This window comes from Neobacillus sp. Soil_C_43, assembly GCF_057656715.1.
The window spans coordinates 162,436-182,406 of record NZ_JBDGJV010000003.1 but is presented as its reverse complement, the minus strand read 5'-3'; the positions used below and the strand labels follow the sequence as shown (position 1 = coordinate 182,406).

General features: G+C 38.6%; 20 protein-coding genes and 1 riboswitch. Of the genes, 14 read left to right on the top strand and 6 right to left on the bottom strand.

Going from position 1 to position 19,971, the window contains the following annotated elements:
• The first annotated feature begins 89 nt into the window (after positions 1-89).
• From AC3A54_RS07210 to pssA, 5 genes are all read left to right on the top strand, one after another.
• Positions 90-1,622: a carboxypeptidase M32 gene (locus AC3A54_RS07210; RefSeq protein WP_487653952.1), complete on the top strand. Its 1,533-nt coding sequence runs from the start codon at positions 90-92 to the stop codon at positions 1,620-1,622.
• A gap of 8 nt (positions 1,623-1,630) precedes the next feature.
• Positions 1,631-2,275 (top strand): pyridoxamine 5'-phosphate oxidase family protein, encoded by a 645-nt coding sequence (locus AC3A54_RS07205; RefSeq protein ID WP_374121000.1) that lies wholly within the window; start codon positions 1,631-1,633, stop codon positions 2,273-2,275.
• Between the two features lie 281 nt (positions 2,276-2,556).
• Entirely contained in the window at positions 2,557-3,342 is a 786-nt protein-coding gene (locus AC3A54_RS07200) for a TerC family protein (protein ID WP_487653951.1), read from the top strand.
• An 849-nt stretch (positions 3,343-4,191) separates the two neighbouring features.
• Positions 4,192-4,863 (top strand): phosphatase PAP2 family protein, encoded by a 672-nt coding sequence (locus AC3A54_RS07195; protein WP_487653950.1) that lies wholly within the window; start codon positions 4,192-4,194, stop codon positions 4,861-4,863.
• A gap of 20 nt (positions 4,864-4,883) precedes the next feature.
• The gene (gene pssA, locus AC3A54_RS07190) at positions 4,884-5,585 is read left to right on the top strand and encodes a CDP-diacylglycerol--serine O-phosphatidyltransferase (protein WP_308079796.1); all 702 of its coding nucleotides are present in this window, start codon (positions 4,884-4,886) and stop codon (positions 5,583-5,585) included.
• Between the two features lie 59 nt (positions 5,586-5,644).
• Here pssA and qoxD read toward each other — a convergent pair whose 3' ends face one another.
• The 4 genes from qoxD to qoxA are packed head-to-tail and all read right to left on the bottom strand — an operon-like array spanning position 5,645 to position 9,468.
• Positions 5,645-5,938, bottom strand: a complete 294-nt coding sequence (gene qoxD / locus AC3A54_RS07185; protein WP_335531298.1) for a cytochrome aa3 quinol oxidase subunit IV — start codon at positions 5,936-5,938, stop codon at positions 5,645-5,647.
• Positions 5,939-6,544 (bottom strand): cytochrome aa3 quinol oxidase subunit III, encoded by a 606-nt coding sequence (gene qoxC / locus AC3A54_RS07180; protein WP_309864027.1) that lies wholly within the window; start codon positions 6,542-6,544, stop codon positions 5,939-5,941.
• Positions 6,534-8,510 (bottom strand): cytochrome aa3 quinol oxidase subunit I, encoded by a 1,977-nt coding sequence (qoxB, locus tag AC3A54_RS07175; protein ID WP_335545870.1) that lies wholly within the window; start codon positions 8,508-8,510, stop codon positions 6,534-6,536. The genes qoxC and qoxB overlap by 11 nt, the downstream gene beginning before the upstream one ends.
• The gene (gene qoxA / locus AC3A54_RS07170) at positions 8,500-9,468 is read right to left on the bottom strand and encodes a cytochrome aa3 quinol oxidase subunit II (protein ID WP_335531305.1); all 969 of its coding nucleotides are present in this window, start codon (positions 9,466-9,468) and stop codon (positions 8,500-8,502) included. Before qoxA ends, qoxB begins: the two co-directional genes overlap by 11 nt.
• A gap of 357 nt (positions 9,469-9,825) precedes the next feature.
• On the opposite strand from qoxA, the gene AC3A54_RS07165 reads away from it, so the two are divergent.
• From AC3A54_RS07165 to AC3A54_RS07150, 4 genes are all read left to right on the top strand, one after another.
• Positions 9,826-10,128 carry an iron-sulfur cluster assembly accessory protein gene (locus AC3A54_RS07165; protein ID WP_335531307.1) on the top strand — a complete coding sequence of 101 codons (303 nt, stop codon included), beginning with the start codon at positions 9,826-9,828 and terminating at the stop codon, positions 10,126-10,128.
• Between the two features lie 317 nt (positions 10,129-10,445).
• A complete protein-coding gene (locus AC3A54_RS07160) occupies positions 10,446-12,161 on the top strand; it encodes an ABC transporter ATP-binding protein (RefSeq protein ID WP_487653949.1) in 1,716 nt (571 codons plus the stop codon).
• A gap of 150 nt (positions 12,162-12,311) precedes the next feature.
• Positions 12,312-13,061 carry a Cof-type HAD-IIB family hydrolase gene (locus AC3A54_RS07155; protein WP_487653948.1) on the top strand — a complete coding sequence of 250 codons (750 nt, stop codon included), beginning with the start codon at positions 12,312-12,314 and terminating at the stop codon, positions 13,059-13,061.
• A gap of 655 nt (positions 13,062-13,716) precedes the next feature.
• A complete protein-coding gene (locus tag AC3A54_RS07150) occupies positions 13,717-13,917 on the top strand; it encodes a cold-shock protein (protein ID WP_308079787.1) in 201 nt (66 codons plus the stop codon).
• 87 nt (positions 13,918-14,004) lie between these two features.
• Here AC3A54_RS07150 and AC3A54_RS07145 read toward each other — a convergent pair whose 3' ends face one another.
• Positions 14,005-14,202, bottom strand: coding sequence for a YwbE family protein (locus AC3A54_RS07145; protein WP_335531312.1), 198 nt, complete (start codon positions 14,200-14,202; stop codon positions 14,005-14,007).
• The gene (locus AC3A54_RS07140; RefSeq protein WP_487653947.1) at positions 14,195-14,398 is read right to left on the bottom strand and encodes a hypothetical protein; all 204 of its coding nucleotides are present in this window, start codon (positions 14,396-14,398) and stop codon (positions 14,195-14,197) included. The genes AC3A54_RS07145 and AC3A54_RS07140 overlap by 8 nt, the downstream gene beginning before the upstream one ends.
• Before the next feature lie 269 nt (positions 14,399-14,667).
• Here AC3A54_RS07140 and katA point away from each other — a divergent pair, with 269 nt between their 5' ends.
• The 5 genes from katA to AC3A54_RS07115 all read left to right on the top strand — a co-directional run bounded on the left by katA (position 14,668) and on the right by AC3A54_RS07115 (position 19,615).
• Complete coding sequence (katA, locus tag AC3A54_RS07135) at positions 14,668-16,128, top strand: catalase KatA (protein ID WP_487653946.1); 1,461 nt, start codon at positions 14,668-14,670, stop codon at positions 16,126-16,128.
• Positions 16,129-16,227: 99 nt separating this feature from the next.
• Positions 16,228-17,070 carry an SDR family oxidoreductase gene (locus AC3A54_RS07130; protein WP_487653945.1) on the top strand — a complete coding sequence of 281 codons (843 nt, stop codon included), beginning with the start codon at positions 16,228-16,230 and terminating at the stop codon, positions 17,068-17,070.
• Positions 17,071-17,165: 95 nt separating this feature from the next.
• On the top strand, positions 17,166-18,257 hold the full coding sequence (locus AC3A54_RS07125; RefSeq protein WP_487653944.1) for a serine hydrolase: 1,092 nt from the start codon (positions 17,166-17,168) through the stop codon (positions 18,255-18,257).
• A 29-nt stretch (positions 18,258-18,286) separates the two neighbouring features.
• Entirely contained in the window at positions 18,287-18,811 is a 525-nt protein-coding gene (locus tag AC3A54_RS07120; protein ID WP_487653943.1) for a CBO0543 family protein, read from the top strand.
• Positions 18,812-19,144: 333 nt separating this feature from the next.
• Positions 19,145-19,615 (top strand): GyrI-like domain-containing protein, encoded by a 471-nt coding sequence (locus tag AC3A54_RS07115; RefSeq protein ID WP_487653942.1) that lies wholly within the window; start codon positions 19,145-19,147, stop codon positions 19,613-19,615.
• A gap of 116 nt (positions 19,616-19,731) precedes the next feature.
• Positions 19,732-19,878: riboswitch (FMN riboswitch) on the top strand.
• Positions 19,879-19,971: the final 93 nt, after the last annotated feature.

Here is a 19,971-nt window from a genome sequence, read left to right as displayed (position 1 = left end):
TTGAATTTTTAATTTATAATTAAGTTTGATGTTGTTGCAACATCAGCAAACATTATTGACATAGAAAGTACAATGAGGAGGTCTACATAATGGAACAAAAAGTAATGGATCCAACAGTAGAAAAAGCGTTGGAGCAGTTCAAAGCGTTAGATGAAAAGATTACTCATTTTTCAAGTATTATTGGTTTGGCAGATTGGGATCAAAAGGTGATGGCTCCGAAAAAGGGAAGAAATGTGTTTGCTAAAGCAACAGGAACCCTTAGAACGGAAGTGTTTAAGCTTTCGGTATCACAAGAAATGGGTAAACTGTTAGATACATTGTCGTCTAATGAAAACACTGAGGGATTAGACGAAATGACAAAAGCGAAAGTACGAGAATACAAAGAGTATTATCAAAAATCCAAAAGTATTCCGGCTGACCTTTTTCAGGAATATAGCATACTTACTGCTCAAGCGAATGATGCCTGGGAAGAAGCAAGGGAAAACAATGATTTTGCCCGTTACCTTCCTTCCTTAGAGAAAATAGTAGAATATAAGCGAAAGTTTGCTGAAATTTATGGCTATGAGGAGCATCCATACGATGCATTGTTGGATGAGTTTGAGCCGGGATTAACGGTGGAAAAACTAGATCCATTATTTGCTAAGCTAAGAGAATCTAGTGTAAAGCTATTGGAACGCATTAAGAAAAATGGAAAGCCAACCAATGTAGAAATTTTCGATCAATCTTTTGAAATAGAAAAACAAAAAGAATTTAATCGGTTTATTTTACCGATTATTGGTTTTGATATGAACGCAGGAAGACTGGATGAAACTGTTCATCCATTTGCACAAACCGTTAATACGGGGGATGTACGTTTAACCACCCGTTATTTAGAAAAGAACGTCCGTTCCGCTTTATTTGGGACGATTCACGAGGCAGGTCATGGAATTTATGAACAACATGTTAATCCAGCTTTCGAAGAGTCGGTCCTTCAAAGCGGCGCATCCTTTGGTATTCATGAATCACAATCTCGATTCTTAGAAAATATGGTTGGACGCAGTAAGGAATTCTGGAAGTATTTTTATCCAAAGCTTCAGGAGTATTTTCCAAACCAATTGGAAAATGTTTCGGTTGAAGAATTCTATCGTGCAGTTAATACAGTGCAGCCATCATTTATCCGTGTGGAAGCAGATGAATTAACCTATAATCTACACATCATGCTTCGTTATGAAATCGAAAAAGCCTTAATTGGCGGTGAGATTGAAGTGAAAGATCTTCCGGCCATTTGGAACCAAAAAATGCAGGATTACCTTGGTGTTACACCTAATACGGATACAGAGGGCGTTCTTCAAGATGTCCATTGGTCCTTTGGTGGAATTGGTTACTTCCCGTCCTATTCATTAGGTAATCTCTATGCTGCCCAAATCCTTCGTACCATTCAAAACGAATTACCGGAGTTCAATAACCATATTGAAAACGGACGGTTTGATTTAATTCAGGAATGGTTAAAGGAAAAGATTCATCAGTACGGTAAGCTTTATACGCCAAATGAGTTAATTGTAAGAGTAACAGGTGAAGAATTAAACGCAGATTATCTTGTGGAATATTTAGAGAAGAAATATACGGAAGTATACGAACTATAGAGGATGAAATGTTGATGCAGGAAACTCTAAGCTTTAAAAAGAAAATCACTACAAAAGACGAACTTCGAAATCTGATGGGGACTCCTAGTGAAAGAGCACAAAAAAAGGTGATCAACCATTTAGATATTCATTGTAAAAATTTTATTAGCTTGTCGCCATTTTTGGTTATGTCCACTGCTAATAAAAGTGGCCATTGTGATGTTTCACCGCGAGGAGACCAGCCTGGGTTTGTTTTGGTGTTAAATGATAATCAACTTATCATACCTGAAAGACCAGGAAACAAACGAGTAGATTCCATGAATAATATTCTTGAAAATCCTTTTGTCGGACTGCAATTTTTGATCCCAGGTCTTGGAGAAACTCTTCGTGTAAATGGAAAAGCATGTATCGTCACAGATGAGGATTTATTAGAGAAAATGGCGGTTAACGGGAAGGCACCTTTAGTGGGAATTGGGGTTGAGGTAGAGGAGTGCTTTATTCACTGCGCAAAAGCTTTAATCCGTTCTGGCCTTTGGAAGCCTGAGAGTTGGTTGGATAAGAAATCTTTACCAAGAGCTGCAAAAATTTTAGCTGATCACACCAATATTAAGGATGTAACCGTGGAGGAAATGGAAGCAAGCCTTCATGAGGGGTATGAGCAAAGACTGTATTAAACTTTGTAGAGGTTATTGACATTTTATTGGAAGTTTGATATATTATTAGTAATAAAATATTTCCTTTTTAAAGGGGAGTAGCTGCTACAATAAAGTCGTCATTTCGAGAAACATGTTTCTCCGGCTTTATTGGCAACATGGACGTTGTTAGCAAGACCTTTACTTTACGGTAAAGGTCTTTTTCTGTGTTTTAGGGCCTTTACTGGTAAGCAGTAAAGGCCTTTTTATTTGGCGTTAGGGAGTATTTTAGAAAAAACATACCATTTAGAGGAGGAATTTTCATGGATGTATCTCTATTACTCGAGTATGGCTGGGTATTGCTTATTCTCATTGCTCTTGAAGGACTTTTAGCAGCAGACAATGCGCTAGTGCTGGCAATTATGGTTAAGCACCTTCCTGAAGAAGAGCGGAAAAAAGCTTTATTTTATGGTTTAGCTGGCGCCTTTGTTTTCCGCTTTGCATCGTTGTTTGTCATTTCTTTTTTGGTCGATGTGTGGCAGCTTCAAGCAATTGGCGCACTTTATTTATTATTTATGGCAGGTAATCATGTTTTCCGAAAGGTCATTAAGGGAAAAGCAGAAGAGACGAAGGCGAAGAATGAGACTAAAAAAGCGGGTAGTTTCTGGAGTACGGTGTTTAAGGTGGAATTAGCTGATATCGCTTTTGCTGTGGACTCCATTCTTGCAGCTGTAGCAATGGCTGTTGTTCTTCCAGATACTCCGCTGCCTAATATTGGTGGATTAGATGGTGGTAAGTTCTTAGTTATTTTTGCAGGTGGTATTATTGGCCTGATCATTATGCGTTTTGCAGCCAATCTTTTTGTGAAGCTTCTTGAAAAAAAGCCTGGTTTAGAAATCGCTGCCTTTACGATCGTTGGCTGGGTAGGGGTAAAATTAGCTGTCTACACACTTTCGCACCCGTCTTTAGCTATATTAAATGAGGAATTTGCTCATTCGACTGAATGGAAAGTAACATTTTATGTTGTATTAGTCGGTATTGCTGTGGCGGGGTTTTTGTTTTCTAATGATAAAGCTGAAGAGACTGTGCATAAAGCCAAGGCGCTATAATGATAACTCGTCATTTGGCGAGTTTTCATTTTACAATGATTATTTGACATACTAATCCTGAGGGAAGAGATATTAATGGAAAGTCTTTAAAATAGAATATCTATATGCTTAATTTCGTTGACGGATGAGGGATACGGTCGCATAGCCAGGTTCTATGCGACCGAATTGGCTGATAGAGAATGGTAACGGTCGCATAGCCAGGCTCTATGAGCCCGAAATGCCTGATGGAGAAGGGATACGGTCGCATAGCCAGGTTCTATGAGCCGGAAATGCCTGGAGGAGAAGGGATACGGTCGCATAGGCAGGTTCTATGAGTCGGAAATGCCTGGAGGAGAAGGGATACGGTCGCATAGCCAGGCTCTATGAACCCGAAATGCCTGATGGAGAAGGGAAACGGTCGCATAGATAAGTTCTATGAACCCGAAATACCTGGTGTAGAAGGGATACGGTCGCATAGCCAGGTTCTATGAACCCGAAATGCCTGATGGAGAAGGGATACGGTCGCATAGACAAGTTCTATGAACCCGAAATGCCTGATGGAGAAGGGAAACGGTCGCATAGACAAGTTCTATGAACCCGAAATGCCTGATGAAGAAGGGAAACGGTCGCATAGATAAGTTCTATGAACCCGAAATGCCTGATGGAGAAGGGAAACGGTCGCATAGCCAGGCTCTATGAACCCGAAATGCCTGATGGAGAAGGGATCCGGTCGCATAGCCAGGTTCTATGAACCCGAAATACCTGATGGAGAAGGGAAACGGTCACGTAGACATATCCTCCGTCAATTTCCATTTAGTCTGATGTTATTTATAGTTCTACAATGGGATAAAAATAGAAAGGATTATCATTATGAGCTTAAAAATAAGACTGGTCATCGCATTTTTCATTAGCGCCATTTCCATATTGGGCTTTAGTTTGATATCATTGTTTATTAGTGACCAAAAGATCAATCAATTCGACCATCAAGTTATCGATTATATTCAAGGCTTGGAAACGATTGGATTAACGCGCACGATGAAGTTTTTTACCACGATTGGATCGGCTCCTGTTGTCATAGGACTGAGCATCTTACTTTTATTATTCCTTTACAAAGTATTGCATCATCGTTTAGAACTAATCTTATTTGTGGCAGCTATCATGGGTTCAGCGATATTAAATGAACTCTTGAAACAATTTTTTAAAAGAACACGACCAGAATTACATCGCTTAATCGAAGTTGGGGGATACAGCTTTCCTAGCGGACATGCAATGAATGCTTTTACAGTATATGGAGTCGTATCCTTTTTGTTGTGGCGACATATACCCAACAGATGGGGAAGGGTGCTGTTGATTTTTGTGAGCGTGGGAATGATCCTATCCATTGGGATTAGCCGAATCTATTTGGGAGTCCATTATCCAAGTGATATTATTGGTGGGTATTTTGCAAGCGGCTTTTGGTTAACAACTGCGATTTTGTTTTTCCAATTTTATATGGAAAAGAAGTATAATAAGAAACATAAGCGAGAAAAAGAAGTGGCTTAAATTTTATAATTTTTTTTGGAGTGATACATATTATTAGAAACAGTATTCCTAATCTATTTACCCTTGCAAATTTATTCTTTGGCTTTTTGTCGGTAATGTATTCGGCACAAGGAGACTACAAAAATGCAGCCATATTAATTTTGATTGGCATGATGCTCGATAGCATGGATGGACGAATTGCACGGATGCTACGTGTAGAAAGTGATTTAGGTAAAGAGCTCGACTCATTGGCTGATATCGTAACCTTCGGGGTTGCACCTGCGATGATGGCCTATTATTCATATTTCAGTGACTTTGGAGTAGCAGGAATGGCCATTGCCGGACTATTCCCATTATTCGGTGCCTATCGACTTGCACGTTTTAATATTAACGCTGTAAAATCTTCTCTAAAGTATTTTACGGGTGTTCCAATTACGGCAGCAGGGGGATTGTTAACACTTTTAACTTTGTTTCATGGAAAAATGCCTGCAATTATTCTTCCGATTGCTTTTTTCGTTCTTTGCTATTTAATGGTGAGTACGATAAAAATTCCTAGTTTAAAGGATATTCCGCTGCCAAAATACGGAATTATCATTACTCTTTTTCTCGGTTATGCTATTTACCTTGTATTTAAAAAAGAACAGCATCGCTTTCCATACTTCATCTATGTAGCCATTCCTCTATATGTTGCCTTTATCGGGTATCAATTGGTACGTACTAAAAGAAAAAATAATACAAAATAAAAAGGGTGTCAGGCACCATGTGATAATTTCACATGGAACGCCTGACACCTTTTTTGATATTACATACCGAAAGACATAACCCAGATAGAACCACCAACAGTTACGACTGCAATGAAAAAGGCATAACCGATGTTAACCAAATTGGACTTGCCGTCTTCGCCTTCGTTCATATGCATGAACATGAACAGTTGTAGACCGGCTTGGATCACAGCAAGTGAACCAATAATCCAAAGGATAGTCTTAAATGGCAATGATGTTTTTAGTGCTACACCAAGTGCTGCAAAGGTGAGCACAAGTGATAAAATAAATCCTAAAACATGTGTAATGGGAAACCCTTTTGTATTTTTAGCCATTTAACCCACCATCCTTGCTAAATACACAAATGTAAAGATAAAGATCCAAACAACATCCAAGAAGTGCCAGTATAAGCCGATAATAAAGGTCTTTCTTGCTGTTACTGGTGTTAAGCCTCTACGTAAGATTTGGAGGATAACCATAACTGCCCAGCCAATACCCATAGATACATGGAGACCGTGCGTGCCTAACAAGACAAAGAAGCTTGAAAGGAAAGCACTAGTCTGCATGGTTGCTCCTTCATGGACATAGTGAATAAATTCAGTGATCTCCATGAAAACAAACCCAGCACCTAGCAAGATCGTAATAATAAACCATAATAACATTCCATTACGGTTATGACGGCGCATTTCGTAAATCGCTAGTCCCATGGTAAAACTACTAGTTAACAAAAGGATGGTTTCAACCATGACATCTTTTATCTCAAAGAGGTCCTTTGGAGTTGGACCTCCTGCATATCTAGTATTTAATACGGAAAAGACCGCAAAAAGTGTTCCAAAGAGGACAATTTCCGCCCCAAGGAAAATCCAAAAACCAAGGATATTCATTCTGTTTTGCTCTGTTTGATATTCGAGAGGCAATGCTGTATTCACATTAGCTGACATGGTTGTTCACCCCTTTATCGATGTTCCGCCATGATTTTTCAGTTGCTTTAATTTCATCGACTGGAACATGGAAACCATCATTATAATCAAAGGATCGTATGATTAATCCTGCTAAAATCCCTACTGTTGCGACAAGAGCAGCAATCTTCCATTCAAAAACTAAGAAGAAACCTGTAATGCCAAAAACAACGCCCATATAGAATGGCAGTCCTGAATTACTTGGCATGTGAATTTCTTTTATTTCATCATCCTTAAGTGATAAACCTTCATTGTTTTTCTTCATATACCAGAAAGCATCAAGTGATTTAACTTCTGGAAGCTTTGCAAAGTTATAGAATGGAGCAGGTGAGGCAGTCGCCCATTCAAGTGTTCTTGCATCCCAAGGATCGTTCGAAATATTGCGGTCTGCATAACGAGCACTCCAGTAAATGTTATAGCAGAGGAAACCAAAGCCTATTGCTAAAATAACCGCACCGATGGCTGATAATAGGAATAAAGGAGCATATCCAGATTCAACAGAATAGGTATATGAACGTCGAACCGCTCCGTTTAAACCTAGGAAAAACATTGGCATAAACGTTAAGTTGAATCCAATGACGAAAAACCAGAAGTGTAATTTTCCAAGTTTCTCATTTAACATATGGCCAAACATTTTTGGCCACCAGTAGTAAAGACCAGCAAATACGGCAAACACAACACCAGGTATTAATACATAGTGGAAGTGAGCTACTAGGAACAATGTATTGTGATATTGATAATCGGCTGCGCCCATTGCAAGCATAACTCCAGTTACTCCACCAATTACGAAGCAAGGAATGAAGGCCAGTGCCCAAAGCATCGCTGTTGTAAATTGGATTCGACCTTTGCGCATCGTGAATAACCAGTTAAACATTTTAACACCAGTTGGAATGGCAATCATCATAGTCGTAATCGAGAAGACTGAGTTAACTGCTGGTCCAGCACCCATTGTGAAGAAGTGGTGAACCCATACAAGCATACTTAAGAAAGCAATACCTACAACGGAAAAGACCATTGATTTATATCCAAATAACATTTTTCGAGAGAAAGTAGAAATGACCTCTGAGAACATTCCGAAGGCTGGAAGTACAACAATATACACCTCAGGATGACCCCATAGCCAGAACAAGTTGGCCCACATCATATCCATTCCACCGCCGCTTAGCGTGAAGAAATGGGTACCGAAAATACGGTCAAATGTCATTAGAGCAAGCGCAACAGTAAAGATTGGGAAGGATGCTACGATAATGATTGATGCAACAAATGATGTCCAAGTGAACATCGGCATTCTCATTAGTTTCATCCCTTTTGTTCTCATTTTTAAAATCGTTACGATAAAGTTAATACCTGTCATCAATGTACCAATCCCGGCAATCTGCAAGGCAACAGCATAATAGTTGTTACCGATACCCGGGGTAAATTCTTTCCCGGCAAGAGGGAAGTAGGCTGTCCATCCAGCATCTGGTGAACCACCAATAACAAACGAGATGTTAAATAGCATCGCACCGCTAAAGAATAACCAGAAGCTAAGCGCATTTAATTGCGGAAATGCTACGTCCCGTGCACCAATCTGAAGCGGAATTACGACGTTCATTAAGCCAATTAAAAGTGGCATTGCCGCGAATAAAATCATGATTACACCATGAGTGGTGAAAATTTCGTTATAATGTTGAGCGTCTAAAAATTGCATTTCAGGGCGTGAGGTTTGGGCTTTCATTAATAGTCCATCTACACCACCACGGAAAAACATTAATACACCAGAAAGGATGTACATGATACCAATTCGTTTATGATCAACCGTAGTGATCCATTCACGCCAAAGCCATTTCCATTTTTTTAAATAGGTAACACCAGCTACAATACCTACCATTGTTAGTGCAATAGCAATCTGTGAACCTAGTATTAACGGGTTTCCGACGATAAAAAAGTCATGCCAATTAATGCCCATCGTGTTCACCTCCATTTGAATTTCCATCCATATCTTTCGTTGACTCACTGTCAGTTTCTTTTTCTTTAAAAATCTTACCTTTCACGCCATGGACTTCATACAATTCAGGGTTTGTATAAGTCTTAGAATTCATTTTAGCGTGATCAACCCATGCTAAATGTGTACCGATATATGTTTCCCGGCCTAAATGTGTTGGCTTCAGGAGTTCAAAGTATTTATTCTCTGTTAATTTCGGAGCCTTTTCTTTAACTTCTTTTACCCACTTTTCAAAGTCTTTTGGTGATTTTGCTTCTACGGTAAACTCCATACCAGCGTATCCTTGTCCGTTAAAGTTGGTATTTCTACCTAAAAATTCTCCGGGCTTATCAGCAGTAAGGTACAATTGAGTTTCCATCTTATTCATTGTGTATTTTTGACCGCCTAATTCAGGCACCCAGAAAGATTGCATGGTACCAGCTGAAGTTAATTTAAATTCAACAGGTGTGCCTGCAGGGATGTTTACGTAATTGACTGTTTCGATGCCCTGATCAGGATAACTGAAAATCCATTTCCAATCGGCAGATGTAACATGAATGACAATCGGCTCTTTTTTCTCATAGCCTGCAGGAACTTTTTCAAGCTTATAAATCGTTTTTACTGTTGGAATGGTTAGAGCAATAACTATTAAAATAGGAATAATAGTCCAAATAAACTCTAATTTTGTACTTCCATGTTCTTCAGGTGGCTCGTAATCTTTATTTTCAGGTGTTGCGCGGTATTTCCAAATGATATAACCAAATAAACCAAAAACGACAACAACAACAAGGAGCATGAAGATTAGTGACCAATTGATTAAGTCAAGAATATCTCTTGCTGCAGGACCTTTGGGTTCAAAAACAAGCATATTCGTATCGCAGCCGCTTAAAAGCAATACAGGCAGTAAAGCTAATAGTGGAACGAAGTAGTTCTTTTTAAACATTGAGATTTTTCCCCTCCAATAATTGTTCGTTTTTTCACATTTGTTCGTGAATTCATTCACAAACTTTGCTAGAGCCATTCCCTTACATAAAAGAAAATAGAAACACAATTAAATTAATTATTAGATAATAATTATTTGTATGTTTGTTTTCCATAACACAATATTAACAACATAGATGTGATGTTAACATAGGTTTTTGTAAAAAGTTGTGACAAATTTGTTAAGGATATAAAATCCTATTCATGGGATGATTTGGAAAAAGGGGTGCAAATGGCATACTGTAGCACTTAAAGTTGTCTATTTCCCTGCAAACATGGGATAATAATAGGGAATACATAGAAAGAGGAGAGCATAATAATGAAGGTCAAAATTAACCGCAATGCAGCAAAAGCATTGAAAAAAATGCTGGATCAAGAGGAAGCACAAGGAAAAATGTTTCGAGTGTATGTGACAAGTATTCATGGAGATCATGCCCACTATGACTTGATGCTCGATACACCAACAGAAAATGATGCAGTGGTTCAATCGGATAAGGATATTGATTTTATTGTAGAAAAAAATAATGACTATTTAGATAATGTTTGGATCCAGTTCTTCCATGTCCCAAATGAAGAATGGCTGATTACTAATCCATCAAAGGGTGTCCATCATCATCATTAAAAATGTAAAAACGTTTGGAGAGTAATCCAAGCGTTTTTTTTAACTGGAATTTTCGAAATACTTGAAATTGTTTACATTTTTCTCATATAATCCTATTATTGCTATCTTAGAAAAAGGCAGAGTTAAAGAAAAGTGTTGATTTTTACACCCTGTTGATTGGAGCGGAAGGCACGAAGACTCCTGTGGGAGTATGGTTCAGGGGAGACCCCGCAGGCGCAAGCGCCGAGGAGGCTCGCCGAAACACCCACGAACCGCTCGTGCCTGGAGAGGAAATCAACAGGCAAGTTTAACAGAGCCTAGAAAAAAGGAGATTATTTATGATTCGTCGTTTTTTTTCTTATTATCGTCCGCATAAGAGACTGTTTATGTTTGACTTTAGTAGTGCGGTTATCGTAGCCATTTTGGAATTGGCTTTTCCGTTAGCTGTGCAGTGGTTTATTGATAAATTACTCCCTGGAGGGGACTGGCAAACGATTGTGGCAGTTAGTATCGGTCTTTTCCTTCTATATTTATTGAGCACCTTCTTACAATTTATTGTGAATTACTGGGGGCATAAGCTGGGAATTAATATAGAAACAGACATGAGGCAAGAGTTGTTTGAACATGTTCAAAAACAATCGTTCCGATTCTTTGATAATACGAAAACTGGGCATATTATGAGCAGAATTACGAATGATCTCTTTGATCTTGGTGAACTCGCCCATCATGGTCCAGAAGATGTATTTATTGCAATGATGACCTTTATTGGTGCGTTCTGGATTATGTTGACGATCAACGTAAAACTAGCATTTGTTTCTATTTTAGTGCTTCCATTTTTAATGATACTCGTTGTTGTTTGTAATTTGAAAATGAATAAAGCATGGGGGCAAATGTATTCAAGCATTGCGGATGTGAATGCACGAGTAGAGGACAGTGTATCAGGGAGTCGCGTCGTTCAATCGTTTACAAATGAAGAATTTGAGATTGCTAGATTTAAAAAGAACAATAAAACCTATCGTGCAGCAAAATTAGGTGGATATCGGGTTATGTCATTTAGCTTATCAGGTATATATATGATGACACGTCTCATCACCATTGTCGTTCTCGTTTATGGGTCATGGTTGAGCTTTACAGGACAATTGACGTATGGATCCCTGGTTGGGTTTGTTCTATATGTAAATGTTCTATTTAAACCAATTGATAAAATCAGCGCCATTATGGAACTTTATCCAAAAGGAATGGCTGGCTTTAAGCGATTTATTGAATTAATTGATTCAGAACCGGAGGTAAAGGACACAAAAGATGCGGTTGAGGTTGATTCATTGGAAGGAAATATTGTGTTTAATGATGTTTCTTTCCATTATGACCGGCATAAATCTGTTCTTGAAAATATTCATTTGGAAATCCGTGCGAGTGAAACGGTGGCTTTTGTTGGCCCATCCGGAGCAGGAAAAACAACCATTTGCTCGCTAATTCCAAGGTTTTATGATGTAAATAGCGGAGGAATCACCATCGACGGCATGGATATTCGTGATATGACAAAAAAATCGTTACGCTCACAAATAGGAATTGTCCAGCAAGATGTGTTTCTATTTACCGGAACTCTTCGTGAAAATATTGCATATGGGAAACAGAATGCTACGGATGAAGAGATTGCTGATGCAGCACGCCGTGCACATCTTGAGCAGTTCATTGCTTCTTTACCGGACGGTTATGAGACGCAAATTGGTGAAAGAGGTTTGAAACTTTCCGGTGGCCAAAAACAGCGTATTGCCATTGCACGGATGTTTTTAAAGAATCCTCCGATATTAATCTTGGATGAAGCCACCTCTGCGTTAGATACGGAAACGGAGATGGTAATTCAAAAAGCATTGATGGAGCTCGCTCAAAACAGAACTACCCTTATTATTGCCCACAGACTTGCGACCATACGCAACGCCGATCGCATTATTGTAGTAACAGAAGATGGGATCGTAGAGGAAGGGCGTCATGATGAGTTAATTGAACAAGATGGTATTTTTGCAAACCTTCATCGTGTGCAATTTCAGAGATAAACCACAAAAAGAACTCTTCCGAACATAGAAGAGTTCTTTTTGTGGTTTAATGTAATATAATTATGTAAACTTAATTTTTTGATTATTTTTTCCAAAAAGGTGTTACCCTAGTAAGGTTAAGGTAAAAGGGCGAAAGGAGAATTCATACATATGGATAATTTTTTAAATGATGTAGAGATCAAACTTATCGCGCTCGATATGGATGGCACTCTTTTGAATAAAAAAGGCCAGATCTCTGATGCCAACCGCCAGGCGATTAAAGAGGCACAGGAAAAGGGGATTGCTGTTGTATTAAGTACCGGACGTTCCTTTCATACAAGTCGGGAGCATGCCGAATCACTTGAGCTCACCTCTTATTTAGTAACAGTAAATGGCAGTGAAGTTTGGGATGATAAACGGCAATTAGTGGAAAGAAATCTGGTGAACTCCGAGCTGATCCAATGGATGTGGGAATTAACACAACAACACCAAACAAAGTTTTGGGCAATCAGTACAGAGCGCAGCTGGCATAATGAAATGCCTGAGGACCTAAATGGTATCGATTGGTTAAAATTTGGATTTACTATTGACGATGATGCAACAAGAGAGCTAATTAAACAAGAGCTTGAAGCAAAAGGTGAGTTTGAACTAACTAATTCAACGTTAAAGAATATTGAAGTGAATCCCCTGGGTATTAATAAAGCTAAAGGGCTAAGTATGGTCTGCAGTCGCTTGGGGATTGAAATGAAAAATGTTATGGCAGTTGGGGATAGTATGAATGATCTAATGATGATTAAAGAAGCTGGAATCGGAGTAGCGATGGGGAATGCCCAGGACATTGTGAAAGAATCTGCTGACTGGATTACCTCAACAAACGAAGAGGACGGAGTTGCAAAAGCTATTTATAAATGGGTTCTTTGAGGAACGGAAAGATAAAAACATTTTTATTTCGCATAATGGAAGAGAAAATAAACAGGAATAGATGGGAGCGACTAGTACCCGTGAAGGAAGAATCAAGAAAACGGGCTCATAGGGCCTCTCTACGCGACATTTTTAACTTGGAAATCAAGATTGCGGGTTCATAGGACCTCTCTACGCGACCTTTTAAACTTGAAGAAAACGGGCTCATAGGACCCCTCTACGCGACCTTTTTAACTTGAAAATCAAGAAAACGGGCTCATAGGGCCCCTCTACGCGACCTTTTTAACTTGAAAATCAAGAAAACGGGTTCATAGGACCCCTCTACGCGACCTTTTTAATTTGAAAATCAAGAAAACGGGCTCATAGGGCCCCTCTACGCGACCTTTTTTACTTGAAAATCAAGAATACAGGCTCATAGGGCCCATCTACGTGACCTAGCCCATTTGACAAATGCCCGTTTTGGATTTTGTCCTTCATCAACCAGATAAAGGATAAACCTCTTGCTACCAAATAAAATCCGTCACCATAAAAAATATAAAAAGCAAATAAAAATTTTATTACATGGGCGTATAATGTTTTAATTTGCGGGTAAAAATAATCAAGCAAGTAAATTGCAATTTCATGTATAAGGTACATGCTAGGAGGCTACAAAGAAATGGAACATGGTAAAGTAAAATGGTTTAACAGCGAAAAAGGATTTGGATTCATTGAGCGTGAAGGTGGAGAGGACGTATTCGTACACTTCTCTGCAATTCAAGGCGAAGGATACAAATCATTGGATGAAGGTCAAGAGGTTACGTTTGAAATTGAAAATGGTCAACGTGGACCACAAGCGGTTAACGTACGTAAAGCATAATGACCCACCAATAGAACAGACTCCAAAACGGGGTCTGTTTTTTCATGGAAAAAAGCCTCCGCCAACATGGCGAAAGCTTATGAAATCTCATTTACATATTTCCTGTACTCTGCCAACTTGTCCATCTGTTAGCCTAACTTTGATCCCATGGGGATGAAAACTTGAATTGGTAAGAATATCCTTAACCACACCTGCAGTTAGTTTGCCGCTTCTTTGATCAGCCTTTAGGACAATTTTAACTGCCAATCCTGGATGAATATCCTTTCGGTTTTGGCCGTTAGACACCCATTTTTCTCCGTGAGTTACTTACTTTCTTGGTTTGCTGACTTTTCATTTTTTGTGTAGCATTAGCGTTATTTGATGAGGCATTCCCTGCAGTCGCTTTATTTTTCTTATTTAAAAGCTGCTGTTTCATCGCTTCTTGTAAACTGACCTTCTTTTTTGTTTCCTCTGTTTGGTTTGTTTGATTTATTTCACTCATAAAAATCCTCCTATAATAAACGTTACCTACAGTATAATCTATTTTTTTCTATATTAATAATGAATCCTTACAGTTGAAAGAAATTTTTAGGACGGAATTCCTTAATTTTGGCATAACGTCCTATATTTTTAATACGTATGTAGTAGTGGGTACATGTTAACCGATTGATAATCAATACTAATTTATAATTATTATAAATTAGTATTGATTTTAATAAGATTTATATTATAATCTAGTTAAGTTTAAAAAATAGTTTACGAGGTGATTAGATGAGTAATATTAACAAGCATTTAACAACAGGAAATGGGGCACCAGTTGGTGATAATCAAAATTCTATGACTGCTGGTTCACGAGGCCCAACATTACTTCAAGATGTACATTTACTTGAGAAATTAGCACACTTCAACCGTGAACGAGTACCTGAGCGTGTAGTACACGCAAAAGGAGCTGGAGCACATGGCTATTTTGAAGTGACCAATGATATGTCCAAATACACAAAGGCAAAATTGTTCAATGGTGTGGGAAAACAAACTCCAATGTTTATTCGATTCTCAACTGTAGCTGGTGAACTTGGCTCAGCTGATACGGTTCGTGACCCACGCGGCTTTGCTGTGAAATTTTACACCGAAGAAGGAAACTATGATTTAGTAGGAAACAATACACCTATCTTCTTTATTCGTGATGCGATTAAATTTCCTGATTTTATTCATACGCAAAAAAGAGATCCAAAAACTCACTTGAAAAATCCAAATGCTGTTTGGGATTTCTGGTCCTTATCACCAGAATCTTTGCACCAAGTGACGTATTTAATGGGTGATCGGGGATTACCAGCTACACTTCGTCATATGAATGGATACGGCAGCCATACCTTCAAATGGGTAAATCAAGAAGGTGAAGCTGTTTGGGTAAAATATCATTTTAAAGCGGAGCAAGGTGTCAAAAACATGTCACCTGATGTGGCAGCAAAATTAGCAGGTGATCATCCGGATTATCATACAGAAGATTTATATAATGCCATTGAAAATGGTGACTTCCCTGCATGGAGACTCCATGTTCAAATCATGCCATTTGAAGATGCTGATACGTACCGCTTTGATCCATTTGATGTGACGAAAGTATGGTCACACAAGGATTATCCACTAATTGAGGTAGGTCGTATGGTCCTAAATCGTAATCCTGAAAACTACTTTGCTGAAGTAGAGCAGGCGACATTCTCTCCTGGAACAATGGTTCCTGGTATTGAAGCATCACCGGATAAAATGCTTCAAGGTCGCATTTTTGCTTATTCTGATGCCCATCGCTATCGTGTAGGACCAAACCATAATTTACTTCCAATTAACCGTCCTAAGGCAGAGGTAAATAACTACCAACGTGATGGTGCAATGCGTTCTGACAATAATGGAGGCGGCTCTGTTTACTATGAGCCAAACAGCTATGGTGGACCAAAAGAAGCACCAGAACATAAACAGACTGCATTCCAGGTTTCAGGTGTAGCCGAGCAGGTAGCTTATGACCAAAATGATCACTATACGCAGGCTGGTGACCTTTACCGTTTAATGTCCGAAGAGGAAAGAGCACGACTTGTTGAAACCATTGTTGGCGCAATGAAGCCAGTTGAAAGAGACGATATTAAACTCCGTCAAATTCAGCATTTTTATAAGGCAGATGCAGAGTATGGTGAGAGAATAGCTAAAGGCTTGAATTTAGCCATTCCACAAGAAGTGAAGTAAAACAGCAAGATTATCAAACAAGTAAGGGCCGTTCATAAAAGCTGAACGGCCTTTTTTCATGGTATTATGTAGATAGTAAAATTATGGAGGAATTGGTATATGAATCAACCAATTGCAATTGTCACTGGGGCTTCAAGTGGTTTTGGACTATTAACAACAATAGAGCTGGCAAAAGCCGGTTTTCAAGTAATCGCAACTATGAGAAATAAAGAAAGAAGCGGGGAGCTCCTAAAGGAAGCAAATAGACTTACAATACAATCGAATTTGATTGTATGTGAACTTGATGTTACCTCTGAGGCTTCGATTGAACAATTAGCTGCTCGGATTAAAAGCATAGGCCGGGTAGATGTTCTAGTGAACAATGCTGGCTATGCTGCGGCCGGGTTTGTTGAGGAAATTACAATGCAGGAATACCGAAAACAATTCGATACTAATTTCTTTGGCGTCATAGCAGTAACCAAGACTGTTCTTCCTTTTATGAGGAGTCAGGGGAAAGGGAAAATTATTAATGTAAGTAGCATAAGCGGGAAAATCGCCTTTCCAGGTCTATCACCTTATGTTGCTTCCAAACATGCTTTGGAAGGTTGGAGCGAAAGCTTACGATTAGAGTTATCACCGTTTGGGATCGCTGTCACTTTAATTGAACCAGGGTCCTATAAGACCAATATCTGGTCGTCAGGTAAACAAGTTACCACACTATCACTACAAACAGATTCACCCTATTATAAATATATGAAGAGTATCGAGGAATACATTTCTTCAGGGGAAGGACAGTTTGGTAACCCTAAGGATGTAGCAGAGAAAATAGCCAGTATTGCTTCAGAAGAAGGGTCTAGTTTAAGGCATCCAATTGGAAAAGGAGTGAGGACAACTCTCCTATTAAGGAATCTCATCCCATGGAAACTTTGGGAGAAGATTTTTATTAAAAAACTGCATCGATAAAAGATAATACAAAAAACTCAAATAATCTACAAATTTCTACAAAATCTTCTTCTTTTTCCTATTAAACTAGTACTTAGTTACTAGGAGGGAAGATAGTGTTAATAAACAGAATAATCATTTTTGTGCGCTATTTCTTATTGATTTCACAGGGGGTCTTGGTTCAAATAGTAAAAGCTGATAAAAACCAAGAATTTAATACCCTTCAGGCAGATCTAGGCCAATACATAAAGCCATACCAAGGAAAAGTGACCCTTCGTTATCAAAATCTAGTTACAAATGAAGGTTATTCATTAAATAGCAATACTGAAGTGCCAGCTGCAAGTACCATCAAGCTTCCGTTAGCTTTATACGTGATGAAGCTTGCAGATGAGGGGAAAATTGACTTAAACGAAACATTAACATATCAAAGCCGGCATTATTATGGCGGCAGTGGTGTCATCCAAAATGACAAGGTAGGTTCGGTCTATACCATTGATGAACTTGTCGAAAAAGCGTTGATTTATAGTGATAATATTGCATTCATTATGTTAAAAGAGCGGGTGGGACCCAATCAGTTTGTTTCATTTTTAAAAAGCCTCGGAGCTGAGTATGCCTATCCAGGTGGAAGGAATACGACCTCAGCTGACGATTTAACTCTATATACAGGAGAACTTTATCGTTACGCAAATCAAAGCGCCAATGGAAAAAATCTTGTCCAGTACCTAGAACATACGGTTTATAATACAACGATTCCACAGGGAATTAAGGATGTGCCAGTTGCTCATAAAGTTGGAATGATTCCAATGAATTTAATTTACAACGATGCTGCTATTGTTTTTGCTGATGAACCGTTTACCTTAGCTATCACGACAAGAGGGATTGCCTATGAAAAATCACAAGAGGTGATCGCAGAAATCGCCTCAATCGTTAACAATCATCATCAGTTGATTGCAAATGAGAGAAGTGAAAAGCTGGCGATAACGACAGGAGCTAAAATTGACAGCATACCAATGTCTATTGAAAAAGGATCCTTTTATTATGACTTTTTAGAAAGAAAACAGTTTGGGAATTTGTCTAACCCTTTTAATGACAATGGGTATTTTGGAAGGTTCTCACCCTACCAGCAAATCGTTGCTATTCAAATTGAAACAAAGATTCTTCGCACACCATTTGCAACTGATAATTTTACAATTAATTGGAAACGCTAGGTGTAATAAGAGCGCGAAGGAGCATCCTAGTGAATCTGAATGTAATATACGGGGCCATATATATTTTTTCAGCAATTAAATGGGGAGATTGGAAAAACTGGAAAGCTTATTATCCCACCTTTCTCTTTTTAATGGTAGGTGATTTGGTCTATCAATATTTGTTCTATAAGCATAGTATGTGGGAATATGTACCTGTAGGAAGTGATAAAGGTTGGGCTAAGCACACTCATATAGCCTTTTTGGTGATGTTAATTAAGTATCCCGTCACTATAAGTATATTTCTCGGCAATATGCCGAAGTCTTTCAAAAAGAAACTAGTGAATATCCTTTTTTGGACTTTTATATATACGCTAAATGAATATGTTGATTTAAAATTAGGGGCATTGGTTCATAAGAATGGATGGAATTTAGGTTGGTCGACCATTTTTAGTTTGGTTATGTTTTCGGTTTTAGCGATACATTATTATAAACCACTTTTAGCTTGGATTCTGTCTGCCCTCTATGCCACTTTCTTATGGAATGTTTTTGATATTTCATCAAGTATTTTAAAATAAATGGTTTTCTCAAAACATCCTTTTATAAGGTTGTTTTTTTTTCTAAAATGGCTCTGTTATACTTGTCTGTTGATTTCCGCTCCAGGTGCTTCGCTTTCCGTGGGCGTTTCGGCGAGCCTCCTCGGCGCTTGCGCCTGCGGGGTCTCCCCTGAACCGTACTCCCACAGGAGTCTTCGCACCTTCCGCTCCAATCAACATGGTATAAAAATCAACATTATTCTTTAACAGAGCTTCTAAAATAAGAAATAACACAGGAAGTCGAAATATTTTTGCAGGACTTTAAGGGATATTATTAGAATAATAGAAATATGATGGAACAAAGGGGGGATTAGCTTGGGAATCCAAGTAATTGAAAAAGATGAAATTAAGGTTGTGGGAATTTCGTGGACAGGTACTTACGCAGAAGTAAGCACCATCCCGAGTCTCTTTAACAAAATGGAAGCACGTTTGCAAGAAGTACCCTATCAGACAAAAGAACCCTTTCTTATTGCACCTTTTCATAGCAGGGAAACAGAGTTCACCTATTACGTTACGACCCCTGTAGATAAACTTGACGCGATCCCAGAAGGAATGGTTGGATTTACGATTCCAAGTAAAAATTATGTATACACTACCCATAAAGGAACACCAGAGGAAGTAGAAAATACATACATTCGACTGTTCAATTGGATGAAAGAATATGGATACGAGCAGGATCACCATGCGTTAAGTTTGGAAGTTTATAAAGAAGAGCATAAACATCAAAATGCAGTAGGAGATCTTCATTTTGAAATTTATTTACCTGTAAAGACTTATAAGGAATAACAGCCGGCCTTGTTTTAGGGCCGTTTTTTCATTTGACACTTAGATTTTACTTTTTAGGTCTGGGACATTTTCCTTTACTGTTTGAATTAAGTATAATAACATTTAATATATCTAAATAATTCCTTCGGGGTCAGGTGAAATTCCTAACCGGCGGTGATGAAGCCATGCTTCTTAGTCCGTGACCCGTTTATCCCCTTGGATAGACGGTGGATCTGGTGAAACTCCAGGGCCGACAGTTAAAGTCTGGATGGGAGAAGGAAAAACGAGGTTTATGGGTAGGGTGTAGTATACCTATTTTTAAGCTTTTATTTCCCAATGTCTTTTAACGACCCTGAAGAATGATTTTCTTCAGGGTC

What these genes read in the sequence shown, in the direction of transcription:
- AC3A54_RS07210 (WP_487653952.1), top strand. Translation starts at nt 90, where the DNA reads ATGGAACAAAAAGTAATGGATCCAACAGTAGAAAAAGCGTTGGAGCAG.
- qoxC (WP_309864027.1), bottom strand. Translation starts at nt 6,544, where the DNA reads ATGTCAGCTAATGTGAATACAGCATTGCCTCTCGAATATCAAACAGAG.
- AC3A54_RS07195 (WP_487653950.1), top strand. Translation starts at nt 4,192, where the DNA reads ATGAGCTTAAAAATAAGACTGGTCATCGCATTTTTCATTAGCGCCATT.
- qoxB (WP_335545870.1), bottom strand. Translation starts at nt 8,510, where the DNA reads ATGGGCATTAATTGGCATGACTTTTTTATCGTCGGAAACCCGTTAATA.
- AC3A54_RS07155 (WP_487653948.1), top strand. Translation starts at nt 12,312, where the DNA reads ATGGATAATTTTTTAAATGATGTAGAGATCAAACTTATCGCGCTCGAT.
- AC3A54_RS07165 (WP_335531307.1), top strand. Translation starts at nt 9,826, where the DNA reads ATGAAGGTCAAAATTAACCGCAATGCAGCAAAAGCATTGAAAAAAATG.
- AC3A54_RS07160 (WP_487653949.1), top strand. Translation starts at nt 10,446, where the DNA reads ATGATTCGTCGTTTTTTTTCTTATTATCGTCCGCATAAGAGACTGTTT.
- AC3A54_RS07200 (WP_487653951.1), top strand. Translation starts at nt 2,557, where the DNA reads ATGGATGTATCTCTATTACTCGAGTATGGCTGGGTATTGCTTATTCTC.
- AC3A54_RS07140 (WP_487653947.1), bottom strand. Translation starts at nt 14,398, where the DNA reads ATGAGTGAAATAAATCAAACAAACCAAACAGAGGAAACAAAAAAGAAG.
- AC3A54_RS07130 (WP_487653945.1), top strand. Translation starts at nt 16,228, where the DNA reads ATGAATCAACCAATTGCAATTGTCACTGGGGCTTCAAGTGGTTTTGGA.
- AC3A54_RS07150 (WP_308079787.1), top strand. Translation starts at nt 13,717, where the DNA reads ATGGAACATGGTAAAGTAAAATGGTTTAACAGCGAAAAAGGATTTGGA.
- qoxD (WP_335531298.1), bottom strand. Translation starts at nt 5,938, where the DNA reads ATGGCTAAAAATACAAAAGGGTTTCCCATTACACATGTTTTAGGATTT.
- katA (WP_487653946.1), top strand. Translation starts at nt 14,668, where the DNA reads ATGAGTAATATTAACAAGCATTTAACAACAGGAAATGGGGCACCAGTT.
- AC3A54_RS07205 (WP_374121000.1), top strand. Translation starts at nt 1,631, where the DNA reads ATGTTGATGCAGGAAACTCTAAGCTTTAAAAAGAAAATCACTACAAAA.
- qoxA (WP_335531305.1), bottom strand. Translation starts at nt 9,468, where the DNA reads ATGTTTAAAAAGAACTACTTCGTTCCACTATTAGCTTTACTGCCTGTA.